We start from the raw sequence: 15,358 nt of genomic DNA, 5'->3' as shown, positions 1-15,358 counted from the left end.
GGAGACCGACCGAGACCGGTATCCTCGCGGTTCGATTCCGCGACTCGGCGTTAGGCGGCCACAGCGGCGGGGTTGCCTCCCGTACCCATCCCGAACACGGAAGATAAGCCCGCCAGCGTTCCGGGGAGTACTGGAGTGCGCGAGCCTCTGGGAAATCCGGTTCGCCGCCACCATTCATACCTTACACAGCCCACCCGGGAGAGACATCTCTCCCGGGTGGGCTTTCTGTATTTATAAGCAGTAGGTAACTACACAATCGCCCCGAGTGTGTACTGTATGAGTCGCGAAGTCAAACTGAATGAAGCACTTCTCGAGACGGCGACGTACCCGCTCTCGGTCGCAACTGCGCGGCAGGAGTTTGAGGATGTACGGCTCGTGTACGCAGACGGTACCGAACCGTTAGCTGCGGTACTGGATCGGGTCGAAGACGAGCAGTTCGACTCTCCCGACGAAGCACAATCGTCGATCTATAACTCTATCCCGGCTGAGGGAGTCGGCGAACCGGGCCAGTCAGGGGGCGAGGGCTGATCGAATCCGCTACCCTTAAACGAACGAATTGAGTACTTCTATTTGCGCCAAGGTGGCAGAGTCTGGCCTAACGCAGCGGCCTGCAGAGCCGCCCATCGCCGGTTCAAATCCGGCCCTTGGCTTTTGACTTCTTGACACGTCGGAGACCCAAGTAGACAATCTGGATGGACTCGCTTGCTGACGCCACAAAGTCACCTGAGATCACTTTGTGCGCAGGGCAGAACAGACTAATGTGACCACTGGCTCATCTGGAATAACCTTTGGGAGACGGTAGTTAGTATAGCCCCGGAAACTGTGTCCTGGCAATATAGGGAGTCATGAACCCCAGTGCGTAGCCGAGGAAGTGCTCATACAGATTTAACACACCGCTATCAACCTGTGGGCTAGCGGGGAACGCGATAATTGGAACAACGAAAAGTAGCAAAACAGTGAGTAACAGCAGGTCGGTGTACCCGGTTGCCCGCATTGCAGATTTGATCTTCGTCCGTGTATTGTCGGTCTGATCGTACACCGAAAGGCCATACAATACTGTACTGAGCACCGCCGCTAAAACCAGACCGGCGGTGCCCAGCAGTACTGTTGGGTTCTGAAGGAGCACGGACTGGAGACCCAACACTGCAATAAACCCCAAACTTGCAAAGAATAAAGTTGGCGCGAACACGCTGACTGGACCGATATCGAAGTTCGTGTCAACGTACTCACTCACTGCCAGTGGGAGGTAGCCGGCAAAGACCATGATGACTCCTGAGGCACCGAATGTTACAGAAGACCTGGCAATCGCGAGATTCAGATACGAAAGAACAGGAGGAAACGCAACGAAGGTCGTGAAGGCAAACACTCGGAACTGCTGCTGACGACCGCTCAGGACGCATAGGACATACAGTACTGGAATCAAGAGGACGTACAACCCGACGTTCGTAATCAGGTGTCCGAACTCGAAATGAACGAACGCAGACGTAACCGCTGCGAGCAGTGTGGGATTTCTATAATCAAAAACGAGCGACTCACTGATGTTCAGTGGAAGGCTGTATCCGAGCCACAGAAGTAGTGGAAATGAAAGTAGAAGGGCAATATCGAAGAGCCGTACCTGCTCAGAAACGGCTTGTCGTACCGATTTTCTCGTCCGCTTGTCGGTAGTCGTATTGATATCAGTGTATACCCGTGTTATTTAAATAAGCACTCGGCTACGGATATCAGACTTGATTCTGTGGTAGTATCGGACGTATCCACCAGTTATGTCTCTGATCGGTGGTGTTGTAGAATCACAGATAGCACTGCTGACCTGGTATCAACTCTTATTTGTCGGCACCAGTATTACAGTTGCAATGGGGTTGTTGGGACGGGAAACACGACGGACAGTCGTCGACAACTACGAATTGCTACTGATTTGTCTGGTTGCCATCGCTGCGGCTGGCGGATATCTCACGTATACGGGGCATGTTGCTCCAGGAACGGAGACAACCACGCGACAGGTATCGTCGTGGCAATCGTCTGGATCGTTCTCGCATAACGCGACAGTTCGCAACGGTACCTCAGCGTTTCCCGAGGGTGAAGTGCTCGAAGACCAGCCCGTGTACCTCCGAAAGGTCGCTCCTGTATTGGACGGCGTGTTTGCATACACATACAGCGCTAGTAACGAAAGCGACCTCACCGCCTCGGCTGACATATTCGTCCAGTATCGATCCGTCGAATCGACGCAAAACGGCGAGCTCGTTTACTGGGAGGTAAAACGCCCACTGACACAAGACACCGAGCGCTCGTTGGCTACGGACGAGCGTATGGCAGTCCCGTTCTCGCTGAATGTCAGTCGCGCAGCTGAAACTGTTCGGCGTATCGATTCGGAGCACGGCCAGACACCCGGCCGACTGGAGATCGCGGTGATTTCTGAGCTTGCTCTCTCGGGAACACGTAACGGGCGGTCGGTCGACACAGCTCGCACGTACCGACTCCAGATTATTCCGAGCCAGAGCAGTTATCATGTTGCAAACGCCGGCCCGGTGACGAACGGCGGTGACCAAACTGTCGAAACACAGGTCGAGAAGAGCTACGGACCGCTCTGGATGCTCGGTGGCCCAGCACTCCTCTTTGGTGGCCTTGGTTGTGCTGCTGCTCTCGTCTACGGGCGCATGACCGACTATCTCACACTGACTGATGCCGAGTGCCGGTGGCTCGTATACAGGTCTGCCCGCGAGGAGTACGACGAGTGGATAACCGTCGGCCGGGCTGATCCAGTCGACGACGATATCTGGACCACTTCCGTTGATTCGCTTGTCGGTCTCGTAGATATCGCCATCGACACCGACGAACGTATCATCGAGTCGGATAGTGATTCTACTCTTATCGTGTACACAGGCGACCGACTGTTCCGGTACGAACCTCCGCCAGAGCCCGGGGCTGCTGTCACTGCCGGAGATAGTGGCGCTGAATCGTCGGACTGAGTGAGTATTTTATTGCTTTTCCGTGCTGCTGTCAGTGGCGTTCGGCCCGGGCGGTGCATCGAGCTTTGGGAGCAATCGATACCCGGTCACCGTGCCGGCTGCAGCGGAGAACGCGAGCGCGGCAACTAGTTGCGGGACTGGGCCGAAGCCAGCGCTCGAAACCGCTGAGACGACAAGCACCGTAAGCACGATTCCGGCGAAACCTATCGCCGCTTCACGGACAGCGACGTGGCGGAACCGGTGCCGGCGGTCACTCGGTTGTGTCTGGAGTACCGGGAGGACATCATGATATCGCGTTTGCACGAGGTAATTCGTCACTACGGCGAGAAGGCCAGCGATGAACGCCCACAATCCCCAGTTAATTCCGAATGCAGGGTCGAAATCGGGTGCGAATCCGCTCGGCTCGGCCGGCTGTTGGTTTTCGGGTTTCGACGGCGCGGGCTCGGCGCCACCGCCGGCCACGGTTTCGGTCTCTCTGTCGCTATCGGCGGGTGTCTCGGTCGGTGTCCCGACGCCAGTACCGCTGCCATCGCCTCCTCCGTCAGCGGGCGTTTCGGACTCGTTCCCGTCCTCGCCTGCGGCCCCGTTCGTCGAGCTATCGTCCCCTGGCGTTGGCGTCGGCGTTGCGGAATCGCTTCCGTCCTGCGTCCCGCCGCCTCCGTCGCCACCGGGTGAGATACCGCCACCACCCCCGCTGGTGCTCTCGTCGCCTTCGGTTGACTGCTGTTCGGGAACAGGGACGGTGATAGATACTGTTCCAGTGAAGTTGCGTTCTGCTGGTGTCACTGCCAGCCCAAAGCGCACTGATTCGTCTGGCTGTAACGAGACAGTATCACCGGCGACCCGTGCGCCAGTGTCCATCCGATATATCCGAACTGTTTCCGGCTCGCTGTCCAGCTCGACGGCAGCAGCACTACTATTTCCCTCGTAGCCCGCAAAGCCAACGACAAACAGGTCGTCGACACGGGTCTGACCGTTCGGGAGCACCGGTGCGAGACTGATACGTAGCTGTCCCGTCTCGTCGTATTCGGCGTACTGGTCCCCGTTTGCAGTGTCAGCGGGAGCCAGATAGATGCCGGAGTTCCGGTCGGGTGCCACTTCGTCGCCGGTGATGAAAGCACCCGTCGCCATAGCGGTCCCTGTCAAAAGGACGACCGCTGCCATGACGGCGACGAGTGTGCGATTCATAGGTGGTTGTGTTGTCCCGGCTACGTCGTGTCTTCGTGTGGGCCTGTATCTGGACCTGTTGGTCGACAGTCAGCGTCGGACTCGGGTTTCACTTACTGTTGGACCGCCTCGACGATGAAGGTCACATCGCTGATACTACTGAGGTTACTGCCATCAACACCGTCATCTCGGAGGTCGACAACGATGTCTATCTCCACGGTGTCGCTATAACCCCCGTCTGAACTCCCCCCGTCGGGGTCGAGCGTGATGGCCTGCGCTGAACCGACAATCGATGCATCAGTGCTGCCCGCGCGGAAGTCCAGAACCTCACCGTTTGTGGGGTCGTCCCCAATGCCAGTGGTGCTATCATCGATGTAGAGACTGACCTTCGACGCACTGTTGTTGTCGACCTGCAGGGCGTTCTCGAAGGTGGTCTTCGCTCGTTCGTTGAGGTCCGTCTGTTCAAACTTGATGATGTCAACCGATTCACCTGAGTCTGTTCCGATGATGCCTGTGGCACCGCTCCCCGGGCTAAACCCCACCTGTGCTGACCCGGTATCGCCGGTGACTTGCAGATTGACGTTCCGGTCTGCTTCGATAGAAGTGAACGCACCGGAGCCAAACACCGCACCAGTCCCCACACTGGCTGCACCAATACTAAGGAGAAAGCCACGCCGATTCATTGAAGCGTAGTTCACGGCATAGCGGCTTAGTACTGAACAGCGTTAGCAGCTTCAATGAGTGCTTTAGCCGGGCTAATGCAACAAAATAGTAAGTAGTAACCTCTCGACGAATGAACTGAACATGAAACTGAACCGTAGAAGCGTACTCGGTCTCATCGGGACAGTCGGTATCGGATCCGGCGCGGCGTTCGGCTCTGGTGCATTTAGCAATGTCAGCGCAACGCGTGAAGTCGAAGTCAATGTCGTCGGTGCTGACGGCAACGGCTCTGAGATCGCAACCGAATTTACCGACGTGCTTGTCGACGCGTCCGCCGCTGAGGTCGCGCTTCGGAATAGCGACGGCACTCTTGTTACCGATGCCACGACCCTGTTTCCGACGAGCTCTGACTCCCTAACTACCGACGGCGGCACGACTGTTTCGACCGACTACGTAAGCCTCATCGCAAACGATGTGTCTGTTGTCTTTGGCTACGAGGACAGTGGAACCGACGAGCGACTGATGCCAAACAGCACGTACGACTACTCGAGCGGGTTCTTCAAACTAGTCAACAACGACGACGGAAGCGGAACGAACTTTAACGTCGATCTGGATACTGGGAGCGGTCTCCTTACCGGAATTGGCGGTAGTACGGATTCCTACAATCAAGACGTGTCTGCTGGCTCGGTTTCCGATCTCTCTGCGACTCTCGAAACGGGCGACAGCGCCACAGAAACTGAAGATCTGACGATCACAATCACTGAAGCGTAACGCCTGCCCTGCAGGTCGAATCTTTCCCTTCACCACGCCCTGCCGCCGCCAGACGCCTGTCCCTGACGGTGGCTGTCTACCGTGGAAAACCATTTACTTACCATTTAGAATCAAATACGAACAAAAAATCTATCAAGTAGTACAGTATAAGCAGAGATATGGGACAGGTGGGGGTTAGCCGACCAGAAGAGCGACAGCTATCGCGCGATGACGTATACGATATACTAAGCAACCAACGACGTCGGTACGCTTTGCACGCAATAAAACAAGAGAACGAGCGTGCTGAACTCTCTGACCTTGCCGAGCAGGTCGCTGCGTGGGAAAACGACAAGTGCATTCAGGAGATCACGTCCACGGAGCGACACCGCGTGTACACGTCGATGCAACAGACACATCTCCCGACGCTTGAACGCGCGGGCGTCATCACGCACGACAACGGCACCGTAACGCTGACCGACACTGCTGACGGCCTTGATGTGTACCTCGACGTTGTGCCGGGGGATTCGATACCGTGGGCGGAGTACTATCTCGGACTCGCCGCTGTCTCGTTAGCGCTCGTCGTCGCTGTCTGGGTCGGTGTCTTCCCACCGTCGGTTCCGTCGCTCGTGTGGCCGACAGTGATTACGCTGCTATTCCTGGTCTCTGCGGCGTACCACGTCAAGGAGACTCGCCGGCTGCAACTCGGCGCGGCGGATAAGCCGCCGGAGCTGCTGGAATGAGTAAAAAGTGGACCCGGCGCAGTGCACTCGCGTTCATCGCCAGCGGTGCAGGCCTGCTTGCGGCCGACACATCAGGTGTCACTACCATTGACGCAGAGCGGTCCAGTAACCTGGGGACGGCCAGTGACAGCGATGCGCTGCTTGGTGTCGACATCGACCCAGTCAGTGGAATGGACGGCCAGCAGGTGATACTGGCAACACTCACAAACAACTTCGACCAGCAGCTCACGAGTGTTAGCGCCAGTCCCGGCCCGGCTCCGCCGTTCGAGACCGTCCAGACACCGAACAGGCTTCTGCCGGGCGAGAGCGGCGATGTCACAACGACGCTTTCCTGTGATTCAGAAGGGACGACGACTGTCGCCCTCGATATCACTGCGACCGGTCCCGACAGGCGTGTCGAACTGAGCCGGTCGCTTTCAGTCGAGTGTCGCGATCCCAGAGTGTCGTGGTGGCGCTTCGAAGACGTTAGCAGAACGGTTGTCCCGGATTCGTGGGCTGCCGGCAACGATGGTGAGCGTGCGTTTCGTCCCGGCAGAGGGTCCGACTTCCTTTTCGAACCTGACCTAGTAACATCACAACTGGGTCGCGGCGAAGTGCTGAATTTTGATGGTGACGATGCTGTTACCGTTCCCGACGACGAGACGCTTGACTTGACCGACGACTTCTCGCTCTCCGCCTGGGTATTCCCGCGAACCCAGGGCGGCCTCACGCGATTGTTCAGCAAATGGAACTCCCGTAACGAGAATAGCTATCAGTTCGGCTTCGGTGGCGGTTGGCAGGGCTCTGACGACAGAGAACTGCTCATTGAAACCACCGACGAATACAAGCTCACGGGTGTCTCACTGACGGAGAACCAGTGGGCACACGTCGTCTGGACCCACGGTTCACAGGACAAGGTGTACGTCAATGGGACTCAAAAGGGGCAGACGTTTTCACTCCCCGATGCGCAGGCGTCCACGCAACCGCTTCGAATCGGGACCGGCATCAACCCCGGTGGGAACGCTATCTACGGATTCAACGGCGCCATGGACGAGCCTAAAATATACGACGCCGCACTCACTGCCGACCAGGTGAGCACACTCTACAGCTCAAGCACGGCAAGTGCAGGCGGTGGTGGCGGCGACATCACCAGCTAAACTTGCCATCACTCACGTCCGAGCAGGCGACGTATCTGCCGCTTCAGCGGAACCGACCGGTCCCGGCTTCGCTTGCGCGTCGTTCCGAACCCGAATGTCGCCCCAACTGCCGCTGCAAGGCTTCCGAGAACCAGGAAATTGAACGCTCCGATGGCCACCAGCGGGTGGACTCTGTGCAGCCCTGCGATGACGCCCGGCGGTGCTAGCAGGAAGTAGCGATGCTCTTCAACGGTCACGACTGCCCGTTCGCCGGGCGGCGGGGCAGTCACCGACAGCGTTGCCGTCGCCGACCCGCCGCGCTGGACGACAAGCCGGTTACGGTCCATCGTTGCGTCCGGGTGTGGGGATTCGAGGACGATGAGCATCGTCACCAGGCCGCCGTTTTCCGCAGTGAATTCGCTTTCGACAGGCTCGCCCGGTGTGACCTCTTCGCTCGCACTATCGATGGTGACGCTATGTGTGCCGCTCGGAGCGACCATCGCGGCGTTTGCCGGCACGAGAATCAACACTGCCAGTGCGAGTATGATCGTCCAGCCGTTGATCGCGTCCCCATCGCGCGACCGAGTTCGGTCTCTGGTTCGCCCTTCACTGGCCCGGAAGCTGTCAACGAAGACGAGTAAAAACAGCCCGAGCCCGATAGAGATGAACAGTCCACTGAGTCCCTGCCCGCTCGTCAGGTCGCTGTTGCTTGCACCGCCAACCAATACCAATCCACTTTCCGCCGCCGTTCGAGCGGAGCTGATTGCGGTCCCGAGGCCGGGGAGCCGGACGACCTGTCCGTTGACCTGTAGTGCTGTCGCGACGACTCGGTCGTCAGTGACGACCGGCTCGCCGCCGCTCTGGTCTCTGAACGGGTTGTTGTCCCCTTTCGTGATGTACCCCGCTTCGGTCTCCGCGACGACCCGGTGTGTGGTCAGTCCGCCGCCCTGTAGCTCGACCGCTTCGAACACAATAACGTCTCCCGGCTCAATCTCGCCAGCGACGGGTGCAGGAACGGCGACAAACGCGTCACCCGTATTCAGCGTCGGCGACATACTTCCCGATGTCACGTACCCCAGCAGGATCGGCTGTCCGAGGAGTTGTCCGATAACGAGGGAGAGAACGACGAGGACAGCAAGCAGGGTGAACGCGTCCTCGACGGCCTGCCGCAGCATACCTGTAGTAACCGGCCACAGGTTTTCAACCCTCCGAACAGCGGAGGAGTCGCGGTGTGTCGACCAGTTATCGGTACGGTTCGAAACCGTGCGTGCTGTCTCTGGACGCAACGCGCTGCCGTCTGTTGACCGCGCGGCAGGGGTTGGACTACTCCCGTCTCGATTACTCCCTTTCGACAGGGATCGTGTGGACCTGCCGAAGTGGCTCGATGTGTGCTTTTGCTGCCGTGTCCAGTGGAAAGGTGCCGTGGATATCGGCCGGGACCTGGCCGTGGATGAGACGCCCGAACGGCGCGGCGGCGGTGGGATACACCTGCTCGGCCAACCGAGCGACGGGGGCCGCGACATCGAGTCCTTCCAGCGCTTCCTTCACAGCCGCTTCGCCGACGTGGACGGACTCGCCTTCGATCAAAATGAACGCGAACGGTGGGTCGTCGAACTGCGCTTGGAGGAACGCCTGAATGGCGTCGGATTCCCAGGGGACCGGCGTGATGTCCGTGGCACAGCGGGTTACCGTCTCGGCAGCGCGCCGGAACAGGTCGGTACTGCCGTCGTAGACGAGAAGCGACTGAGTCACACCAACTGTACGGGTCTGGGCCGTTTGAACGTTGTGTCGTGTCACAACGGCTTATACGTCTGCACCTCGACCGTCCTGTATGGACGCGCGGGACGAACCAGTGGCAAAACTCGCCCGCCGACTCGAAACGGCACTGGCGCGCACACTCGATGATAGCGTGTCGTGGACGGTCACGACTGACAACCCAGTCATCGCTCGACTACCCGACCGCGAGTTCGTGTTCGAACAGCGCGATGGGCCGGACGGATACCGGTTGACAGTCGTGTTGCGCGCGGACGGTGCGGTTGTGAGCAAGTTCGGGCAGTTCGAGACCATCGATAACGCAGTCGAGAAGGTTGTGTCTCTTGTCCGGGCCGACGTTCGGTACACGGTTTGCTGTGACGGCTAGCTGTCACAGTGCTGGACCCGGTCTGTGTGGCTAACTCGGTGCCCCCGTGTCAGTCAGCAAACACCGCTTGGGGGTAATCTCTATACCAATCCCACACCAACAGTGGGCCGTATGAGTCTGCTCAAGAGCAAGCATCTCCTCAACGGAATCGTCTCGCTGGTGGTGAGCGTCGCTATCACTGTCTGGCTGGCTGATGACGAAGACGCGCCCTGGAGCCTGACTGATATGGCCATGGCCGTCGCTGTTTCGTCGTTTCTGTCCGGCTTTTTCACTAGCTACTTCGCTGACTGATAGTCGGACGCCTCTGTGCAATGGGGGAACACCGATGCCGTTCCGGTCCGTTTCCCCAGTATGGATGAGCCAGACCCCGTCGACAGCTGGCCTCACCGCCCCTTCTCACCGGCGGAAGCCAGTGCCCTGCTGGACGACATTGACGGTGCTGCTGCGGTCTGGGTGATGCACCACGACAACGACGTTCGGTCAGCTATCGTTCTCGATAATGCTCCCGAGGACGCAGCCATCGACATCATCGTCGAGACCGACGTTGGCTTCGAGATGTACAGTTACACGAGCGGCGTGTGGCTGAACTACGGTACGCAGCGGAAAGACGACCCGGATGCGCCGCCGATGGCAGGGACGCTTGACAGCTACGACGTTCTCGCGGGGGAGTCCGATACAGCCTGATCGGTGTGATACATCGGCACCGTCGTTCCGGAGCGAGAGTCTGTGTTCCCCACGTACCAATGCGCTCGAAAAGTAATCATTAAACGGCGCGGCGACTGACCGTCCTGATATGCAACGACGAGCCGCGGCGGCGTACTTCGCGTTCTTCCTCGTTATCAGTGTTGCTGCGTACGCCTACATCGGCGTCGCGGAGAGTCAGCGGCCGACGGTGTCGCTCGACGCTGACGCCGAACTGACCAACGAGAGTACGTTCACTGTCGACGGAACGGAATACACAGCCACGAACATCCACATGTCCGGTGGCGGTGGCGGCCACGGCGGCGGTGGCGGGGGCAGTATGGCAGCTGACCTCTCGTGGACGAACGAATCGTCACAGTACACTGCGACGTTAGAGCACAACGCCACGACGACGTATCAGAACGACACCTACCGCGTACACACTGACAGCAACGAGAGTACGGTGACTCTCGAAGAGGAACTCAACGTCAGTGCGCTCCTCGCCGAGGACGCCTCGGTCAAGAACACGCTGGCAACCCAGAACGGAACTGAGTACGTGGTCTACCGGTCGAACAACACGCAGGTCCCACTGAGTGAATGGCTCCCTGAGCCGGAGACAGTGACGTTCTCCGTCGGTGATACCTACCCGTACGCGACCGACAGCGGTACCCAGGAGACCACTATCTCTGAAGTGACCGCCGACGGTGCAACGCTCGAATGGTTCGCCCCGCGTGAGAACACAGTCGAACTTTCGGAGGGTGGAAACGTCACGCTGAACGAGCAGCAGTTCTTCGCCCACTTCCCGGACCACAGCACCGTCCAGATCGTCCCGATTCAGCAGTACGACCAGTACCAGGCGACGCTTGACAAGCAGGACTACTTCCACGAGCGCAAGAACGGTATCTGGGGCGTCTCGATCCTCTCGGGCATCGCGGCCGTGCTGATGTTGGGAATGGCGTATATGCCCGTCCGCGGATAACAACGACGTCTGTTTCCGGCTTTTTTCAACGACTGACTTACGCGTCGGCTGCCCAGGTGATGTACGCCAGACCGACTCCGATCACACCCATCAGGCCCGCCGCGACCATCTGTACAATCGCCGCTGCCATTGAGGCGTGCGTCTGCCAGGGTGTGCCGGCGACCGCCGCGAGCGTCGCGACGACGAGCAATACACCGACAGTGACACCTAGCGGGCGCAACGGCTGCGTGAGTACGCGTTGAACCGTACCGGTCGTTCCGTCCATACTGATGCCATTCGCTGTCTGGGTGGTAAATGAACCGGTCTCGAAGTATACACTGCCGCGCCGCTTGTCCATAGAACAGCGTGTTGGGAGGGAGTTGAACCGACTCGCGTTGCTCAGCGGCTCACTGTGCGGGCCGGGAGGTGGTTGAACCGGAGCCAGACGTGCTCACTTCGTTGCGCGCGACTGGCAGGGTTCAACGCCCTCCGTAGCGCTACCACTATTCACTGTCGTTCATAGGGTGACGGGCCGGGAGGGAGTTGAACCCCCGACCATCTGGTTAAAAGCCAGACGCTCTGCCTAACTGAGCTACCGGCCCTCGCTATTCGCTCGGGGGAGCGGCGATTAAGACCTTACGGTCCGTCGTCGAAGTACGATTCGATAGCTTTACTCATGACCTCACCTGGGGACGCCCCGTCGAGTGCGGCCTGCCGGCGGAGTCGACAGTAGGCGTCGCGGCCGAGTTGTGTCCGCATCTCACCCAGCGCGTATCCGTTTCTGGCGAGTGCCGCGTCTACGGACGCGCCGTCGTTGACGCTGCTGGCAACGGAGCGGATCTGGCGGACAGTGAGGTCGTGGTCGAGGGCGGCCCACGCCAGCAGGAGGCGGGATTCGCCGGAGACTCTGGCGATGTGCTTGGCCGCCGTCGGCGCAATCTCTCCCTTGGCGACGTGAATGCGCACGGAGCGCGGGAGATCGTGCACCCGGGACCACTTGCGGATGAACGAGACCGACGCCTCGCCACCGGCCCGCTCGGCAGCGGCCTTGTAGGACCCTTCACCACGGACCAGGGCTGCACACGCGGCCGCGCCTCGTAGAATGAACACGTTGTCGTCGGCGCCGGCGGTGTTCTCGGAGAACTTCTCGACTGTTCTGGCCGCGAGTTCGAGACTCTCGGGGTCGTCGGGATCGAACTCGATTGCCTCCTCGGGTCGCTGGCCGGTGAGTGCCGGGTCACCGCGGATGACCGGTTTACCGACCGGTGATTCGCGGTCGGTCGATGGAACGTCGTTGTCGGGCCCCTCAGGCATCGATACGTGTTTGGGGAGCGCCGCACAAAAGTATCCCGTACAGGGGTGTCATGCAGGCTATTGTAAGTAATTCCCGGATGTCACCGACCCGGTGTCGGCGCAATCAGTGCCCAGTCTGTATCAGTCGTCAGATGCGCTCTCGCGCTCTTCGCTCATGTGCTCCCAGATTTCTGTGCAACCGCAGCCGTCCTCGACGTTATCGAGGTGGTCTGTGGTCGGCTCTTCGCGTTCGGCGTCATCGTCGTGGGTCTGTTGTGCGTTCGTCATCGTTTCAGTCACAGCAGCGACCTACGTGGCCGCCACGTGGTGTCGTACTCCTCCATAACGCCCCCATTATCTTAAACACGGACTCTCCTGTAAGCTTGGCCCGCACTGCGACTTACAGGCAACATTTAGTCCCATCTCGTACAGAACCCAAGAAATAGTGGGCCATTATATTTGATGCAGTTACCGCATGACTGCGACGGATTCGACCCGACCGCGGTGATACTTGCGACCGCCGATGTCCTCAGGTGTCTCGGGAATCTAATGAGATGTAATGACGACTGACGTTCACCAGCTCGACGACGGGGCCTGGATCTCCGTCAACGACTCGCGGGAAGTGAACGTCTCGGACCTGTGGCTGCTGGCTCGAAGCGGCTTCTGCGGGTGTGAGACGACGGATTTACTCGCTGAGGGGTTCGTGGAAGTGGGCGTTGATTACCCGGACATCCAGGCACGAATAGCCGGCCAGTGCATCGCCTGCGGTGAAAGCGGCGTTACCGACTGGTTGACCGTCGGCCGCGTCGTAGATCCCGATTCCGGCGAGTTCTACGGTGTTGTCCACGAGAGCATCCATTTTCCGGAGAAACGAACCCGGCTTGCGAACCCTGAAGAATAGGCAACAATCTCTTGTTTCGGGGAGTGGGGGAGACGGTTGACGGCAAAGTGTGTTGTATAAGTCTGTGAGACTTGTGAGAGAACACATTAGCTATGCCCAGTAAAGTCGAGAAATGGAAAGACGAGGTTTACGGCAACGAGATACGGGAGCATCTGATGGAGTTCGCGGAGAAGGGCTGGGACGCCATCCCGGAGGACGAACACGACGCCTGGTTCGAGCGCTTCAAGTGGTGGGGCCTGTACCACCAGCGCTCCGGGCAGGAGTCGTATTTCATGATGCGTATCGGGACGCCCAACGGCGTCATCAAGCCGGGACAACTGGAGGTCATCGGCGAAATCGCGAAAGAGTACGCGACCGGTCCCGCCGACAACCCCGAGTTCGGCGAGGCCTACTGCGACTGGACGACCCGCCAGAGCATCCAGCTCCACTGGATCAAACTGGAGGACATTCCGGAGATCTTCGAGAAGCTCGAAGCCGTCGGCCTCGGCACACAGCAGGCCTGCGGTGACTCCTGGCGCAACATCGTCGGCTGCCCGGTCGCCGGCAAGGACAAGCACGAGCACGTCGACGCCTGGCCCGTCGCCGAGGACCTCCACGAGACGTTCAAGGGCAACGACGACTACTCGAACCTCCCGCGCAAGTGGAAGGTCGCCATCGCCGGCTGTGACGAGGGCTGTGGCCAGGGCGACATCAACGACCTCGCTTTCGAGCCCGCAGAAAAGGACGGCGAACTCGGTTTCAACGTCCGTATCGGCGGCGGCCTCTCCCGCAAGGAGCCGCGCCTCGCCCGCGATATCGACGTATGGGTGCCGCCAGAGCAGGCCGCGGACGTGGCCCACGGCATGTCCGCGCTCTTCCGCGACCACGGCGACCGTGAGGACCGCTTCAACGCCCGCATCAAGTTCCTCATGGACGAGTGGGGTCCCGAGAAGATGCGCTCGGTCCTGCAGGAGGAGTACGTCGACTTCGAACTCCCGACCGCCGGCGAGGACATGCGCGACCAGTACAGCTACAACACCGGGTCCCAGGACGGGCACAACGACCACGTCGGGATTCACGAGCAGAAGGACGGCAACTACTACGTCGGCCTGAACGTGCTGGTCGGCCGCATGGGTGCCGACGACGTGCTCGAACTCGCCGAACTCGCCGACGAGTACGGCTCCGGCGAGGTCCGTCTGACCCAGCGCCAGAACATCATCGTCACCGACGTGCCCGAGGAGAACCTCGACGAGTTCACCAGCGAACCCCTGCTCGAACACTACTCCCCGGACCCGTCGCCGTTCATGCGCGGCTCCATCGCCTGCACGGGCACGGAGTACTGCTCGCTCTCTATCGTCGAGACGAAGAACCGCCAAGTTCGCTACGCCCGCTGGCTCAAGGACAACGTCGAACTCCCCGATGACCACAAGGACTTCCATATCCATCTCTCGGGCTGTACGGCCTCCTGTGCCCAGCCCCAGATAGCCGACGTGTCCCTGCGCGGCATGAAGACCCGCAAGGACGGCGAACCGGTCGAGGCCCTCGACATCGGCCTCGGCGGCGGCCTCGGCGACGACCCGCGCTTCGCCGACTGGGTGGAGATGCGCGTCCCCGCCGACGAGGTGCCCGGCGCTATCAAGAACCTCGTCAACAACTTCAAGGACGCCCGCGAGGGCGGCGAGACGTTCCGCGACTTCGTCGCGGACCGCGACGAGGAGACGCTGGCCGAGATGGTCGAACCCGAAGAGACGGACTACGACGACCCGTACATGCACAACACGAAGATGACGTGGTACCCCTACGCCGAGGACGACGACATGCAGGCCTCGCCCGCGCCGACTGACGGCTCCGGCGAGCCCCTGCCGTCTGACGACTAAGACGTACTACTGGGCATTCGCGCCTCGCTTCTCGCGGAACCGCGTGGCTGTCCACGTTTTGATTGCTCTCTGTCGCTTCCTGTGGCCGGGAGCGCGCTCCGTTGCGCGACCCGCCGTCAGAGCTGTGCTCT

General features: G+C 59.7%; 19 protein-coding genes, 2 tRNA genes and 1 rRNA gene. 13 read left to right on the top strand and 9 right to left on the bottom strand.

Features of this window, described 5'->3' with window-relative positions; genetic code table 11:
- The first annotated feature begins 50 nt into the window (after positions 1 to 50).
- The 3 genes from rrf (at position 51) to DVK00_RS12260 (ending at position 650) form a co-directional block, all read left to right on the top strand.
- Positions 51 to 173 (top strand): 5S ribosomal RNA (rrf, locus tag DVK00_RS12270).
- A 103-nt stretch (positions 174 to 276) separates the two neighbouring features.
- Positions 277 to 528, top strand: a complete 252-nt coding sequence (locus DVK00_RS12265; protein WP_101351387.1) for a hypothetical protein — start codon at positions 277 to 279, stop codon at positions 526 to 528.
- Positions 529 to 574: 46 nt separating this feature from the next.
- Positions 575 to 650, top strand: a tRNA-Cys gene (locus tag DVK00_RS12260).
- A 152-nt stretch (positions 651 to 802) separates the two neighbouring features.
- Here DVK00_RS12260 and DVK00_RS21745 read toward each other — a convergent pair.
- Positions 803 to 1,264: a hypothetical protein gene (locus DVK00_RS21745; RefSeq protein ID WP_198560208.1), complete on the bottom strand. Its 462-nt coding sequence runs from the start codon at positions 1,262 to 1,264 to the stop codon at positions 803 to 805.
- Positions 1,265 to 1,763: 499 nt separating this feature from the next.
- Here DVK00_RS21745 and DVK00_RS22275 point away from each other — a divergent pair, with 499 nt between their 5' ends.
- Positions 1,764 to 2,966, top strand: coding sequence for a DUF5305 domain-containing protein (locus DVK00_RS22275; protein ID WP_342764775.1), 1,203 nt, complete (start codon positions 1,764 to 1,766; stop codon positions 2,964 to 2,966).
- 9 nt (positions 2,967 to 2,975) lie between these two features.
- On the opposite strand, the gene DVK00_RS12245 is transcribed toward DVK00_RS22275, so the two are convergent.
- Positions 2,976 to 4,154 (bottom strand): hypothetical protein, encoded by a 1,179-nt coding sequence (locus DVK00_RS12245; protein ID WP_121577771.1) that lies wholly within the window; start codon positions 4,152 to 4,154, stop codon positions 2,976 to 2,978.
- 92 nt (positions 4,155 to 4,246) lie between these two features.
- The gene (locus DVK00_RS12240; RefSeq protein WP_199722457.1) at positions 4,247 to 4,774 is read right to left on the bottom strand and encodes a hypothetical protein; all 528 of its coding nucleotides are present in this window, start codon (positions 4,772 to 4,774) and stop codon (positions 4,247 to 4,249) included.
- A gap of 163 nt (positions 4,775 to 4,937) precedes the next feature.
- Here DVK00_RS12240 and DVK00_RS12235 point away from each other — a divergent pair, with 163 nt between their 5' ends.
- The 3 genes from DVK00_RS12235 (at position 4,938) to DVK00_RS12225 (ending at position 7,419) form a co-directional block, all read left to right on the top strand.
- The gene (locus DVK00_RS12235; protein WP_198560210.1) at positions 4,938 to 5,564 is read left to right on the top strand and encodes a hypothetical protein; all 627 of its coding nucleotides are present in this window, start codon (positions 4,938 to 4,940) and stop codon (positions 5,562 to 5,564) included.
- 158 nt (positions 5,565 to 5,722) lie between these two features.
- Entirely contained in the window at positions 5,723 to 6,283 is a 561-nt protein-coding gene (locus tag DVK00_RS12230) for a hypothetical protein (RefSeq protein WP_101349021.1), read from the top strand.
- Positions 6,280 to 7,419, top strand: coding sequence for a LamG domain-containing protein (locus tag DVK00_RS12225; protein ID WP_101349022.1), 1,140 nt, complete (start codon positions 6,280 to 6,282; stop codon positions 7,417 to 7,419). The genes DVK00_RS12230 and DVK00_RS12225 overlap by 4 nt, the downstream gene beginning before the upstream one ends.
- An 8-nt stretch (positions 7,420 to 7,427) precedes the next feature.
- Here the strand turns inward: DVK00_RS12225 and DVK00_RS12220 are convergent, their stop codons facing one another.
- Both DVK00_RS12220 and DVK00_RS12215 read right to left on the bottom strand, forming a co-directional pair.
- Positions 7,428 to 8,573: a signal peptidase I gene (locus DVK00_RS12220; RefSeq protein WP_121536187.1), complete on the bottom strand. Its 1,146-nt coding sequence runs from the start codon at positions 8,571 to 8,573 to the stop codon at positions 7,428 to 7,430.
- A 163-nt stretch (positions 8,574 to 8,736) separates the two neighbouring features.
- Positions 8,737 to 9,150 (bottom strand): hypothetical protein, encoded by a 414-nt coding sequence (locus tag DVK00_RS12215; protein WP_101349024.1) that lies wholly within the window; start codon positions 9,148 to 9,150, stop codon positions 8,737 to 8,739.
- A 79-nt stretch (positions 9,151 to 9,229) separates the two neighbouring features.
- On the opposite strand from DVK00_RS12215, the gene DVK00_RS12210 reads away from it, so the two are divergent.
- The 4 genes from DVK00_RS12210 (at position 9,230) to DVK00_RS12195 (ending at position 11,198) form a co-directional block, all read left to right on the top strand.
- Entirely contained in the window at positions 9,230 to 9,538 is a 309-nt protein-coding gene (locus tag DVK00_RS12210) for a hypothetical protein (RefSeq protein ID WP_121513733.1), read from the top strand.
- A gap of 111 nt (positions 9,539 to 9,649) precedes the next feature.
- Positions 9,650 to 9,829 carry a hypothetical protein gene (locus DVK00_RS12205; protein WP_004518239.1) on the top strand — a complete coding sequence of 60 codons (180 nt, stop codon included), beginning with the start codon at positions 9,650 to 9,652 and terminating at the stop codon, positions 9,827 to 9,829.
- 60 nt (positions 9,830 to 9,889) lie between these two features.
- Positions 9,890 to 10,222 (top strand): hypothetical protein, encoded by a 333-nt coding sequence (locus DVK00_RS12200; protein ID WP_121577769.1) that lies wholly within the window; start codon positions 9,890 to 9,892, stop codon positions 10,220 to 10,222.
- Positions 10,223 to 10,331: 109 nt separating this feature from the next.
- Entirely contained in the window at positions 10,332 to 11,198 is an 867-nt protein-coding gene (locus DVK00_RS12195; RefSeq protein ID WP_121513731.1) for a hypothetical protein, read from the top strand.
- A 37-nt stretch (positions 11,199 to 11,235) separates the two neighbouring features.
- Here the strand turns inward: DVK00_RS12195 and DVK00_RS12190 are convergent, their stop codons facing one another.
- The 4 genes from DVK00_RS12190 to DVK00_RS21740 all read right to left on the bottom strand — a co-directional run bounded on the left by DVK00_RS12190 (position 11,236) and on the right by DVK00_RS21740 (position 12,758).
- A complete protein-coding gene (locus DVK00_RS12190; RefSeq protein WP_121513730.1) occupies positions 11,236 to 11,463 on the bottom strand; it encodes a hypothetical protein in 228 nt (75 codons plus the stop codon).
- A 242-nt stretch (positions 11,464 to 11,705) separates the two neighbouring features.
- Positions 11,706 to 11,779: transfer RNA gene (locus tag DVK00_RS12185), tRNA-Lys, on the bottom strand.
- Between the two features lie 34 nt (positions 11,780 to 11,813).
- Positions 11,814 to 12,491, bottom strand: a complete 678-nt coding sequence (locus DVK00_RS12180) for a hypothetical protein (protein ID WP_121577768.1) — start codon at positions 12,489 to 12,491, stop codon at positions 11,814 to 11,816.
- Between the two features lie 120 nt (positions 12,492 to 12,611).
- Positions 12,612 to 12,758 carry a hypothetical protein gene (locus tag DVK00_RS21740; protein ID WP_008311379.1) on the bottom strand — a complete coding sequence of 49 codons (147 nt, stop codon included), beginning with the start codon at positions 12,756 to 12,758 and terminating at the stop codon, positions 12,612 to 12,614.
- Between the two features lie 271 nt (positions 12,759 to 13,029).
- Between DVK00_RS21740 and DVK00_RS12175 the strand changes: the two genes are divergently transcribed.
- Positions 13,030 to 13,371 carry a hypothetical protein gene (locus tag DVK00_RS12175; protein ID WP_101349030.1) on the top strand — a complete coding sequence of 114 codons (342 nt, stop codon included), beginning with the start codon at positions 13,030 to 13,032 and terminating at the stop codon, positions 13,369 to 13,371.
- Positions 13,372 to 13,463: 92 nt separating this feature from the next.
- The gene (locus tag DVK00_RS12170) at positions 13,464 to 15,227 is read left to right on the top strand and encodes a nitrite/sulfite reductase (protein ID WP_101349031.1); all 1,764 of its coding nucleotides are present in this window, start codon (positions 13,464 to 13,466) and stop codon (positions 15,225 to 15,227) included.
- Positions 15,228 to 15,358 lie beyond the last annotated feature (131 nt).

The organism is Haloarcula sp. Atlit-47R, from assembly GCF_003665985.1.
Lineage (GTDB): Archaea > Halobacteriota > Halobacteria > Halobacteriales > Haloarculaceae > Haloarcula > Haloarcula taiwanensis.
The sequence above is the reverse complement of the archived record's forward strand: the minus strand, read 5'-3'. Positions and strand labels throughout refer to the sequence as shown.

What these genes read in the sequence shown, in the direction of transcription:
- DVK00_RS12265 (WP_101351387.1), top strand. Translation starts at nt 277, where the DNA reads ATGAGTCGCGAAGTCAAACTGAATGAAGCACTTCTCGAGACGGCGACG.
- DVK00_RS21745 (WP_198560208.1), bottom strand. Translation starts at nt 1,264, where the DNA reads ATGGTCTTTGCCGGCTACCTCCCACTGGCAGTGAGTGAGTACGTTGAC.
- DVK00_RS22275 (WP_342764775.1), top strand. Translation starts at nt 1,764, where the DNA reads ATGTCTCTGATCGGTGGTGTTGTAGAATCACAGATAGCACTGCTGACC.
- DVK00_RS12245 (WP_121577771.1), bottom strand. Translation starts at nt 4,154, where the DNA reads ATGAATCGCACACTCGTCGCCGTCATGGCAGCGGTCGTCCTTTTGACA.
- DVK00_RS12235 (WP_198560210.1), top strand. Translation starts at nt 4,938, where the DNA reads ATGAAACTGAACCGTAGAAGCGTACTCGGTCTCATCGGGACAGTCGGT.
- DVK00_RS12230 (WP_101349021.1), top strand. Translation starts at nt 5,723, where the DNA reads ATGGGACAGGTGGGGGTTAGCCGACCAGAAGAGCGACAGCTATCGCGC.
- DVK00_RS12225 (WP_101349022.1), top strand. Translation starts at nt 6,280, where the DNA reads ATGAGTAAAAAGTGGACCCGGCGCAGTGCACTCGCGTTCATCGCCAGC.
- DVK00_RS12220 (WP_121536187.1), bottom strand. Translation starts at nt 8,573, where the DNA reads ATGCTGCGGCAGGCCGTCGAGGACGCGTTCACCCTGCTTGCTGTCCTC.
- DVK00_RS12210 (WP_121513733.1), top strand. Translation starts at nt 9,230, where the DNA reads ATGGACGCGCGGGACGAACCAGTGGCAAAACTCGCCCGCCGACTCGAA.
- DVK00_RS12205 (WP_004518239.1), top strand. Translation starts at nt 9,650, where the DNA reads ATGAGTCTGCTCAAGAGCAAGCATCTCCTCAACGGAATCGTCTCGCTG.
- DVK00_RS12200 (WP_121577769.1), top strand. Translation starts at nt 9,890, where the DNA reads ATGGATGAGCCAGACCCCGTCGACAGCTGGCCTCACCGCCCCTTCTCA.
- DVK00_RS12195 (WP_121513731.1), top strand. Translation starts at nt 10,332, where the DNA reads ATGCAACGACGAGCCGCGGCGGCGTACTTCGCGTTCTTCCTCGTTATC.
- DVK00_RS12190 (WP_121513730.1), bottom strand. Translation starts at nt 11,463, where the DNA reads ATGGACGGAACGACCGGTACGGTTCAACGCGTACTCACGCAGCCGTTG.
- DVK00_RS12180 (WP_121577768.1), bottom strand. Translation starts at nt 12,491, where the DNA reads ATGCCTGAGGGGCCCGACAACGACGTTCCATCGACCGACCGCGAATCA.
- DVK00_RS21740 (WP_008311379.1), bottom strand. Translation starts at nt 12,758, where the DNA reads ATGACGAACGCACAACAGACCCACGACGATGACGCCGAACGCGAAGAG.
- DVK00_RS12175 (WP_101349030.1), top strand. Translation starts at nt 13,030, where the DNA reads ATGACGACTGACGTTCACCAGCTCGACGACGGGGCCTGGATCTCCGTC.
- DVK00_RS12170 (WP_101349031.1), top strand. Translation starts at nt 13,464, where the DNA reads ATGCCCAGTAAAGTCGAGAAATGGAAAGACGAGGTTTACGGCAACGAG.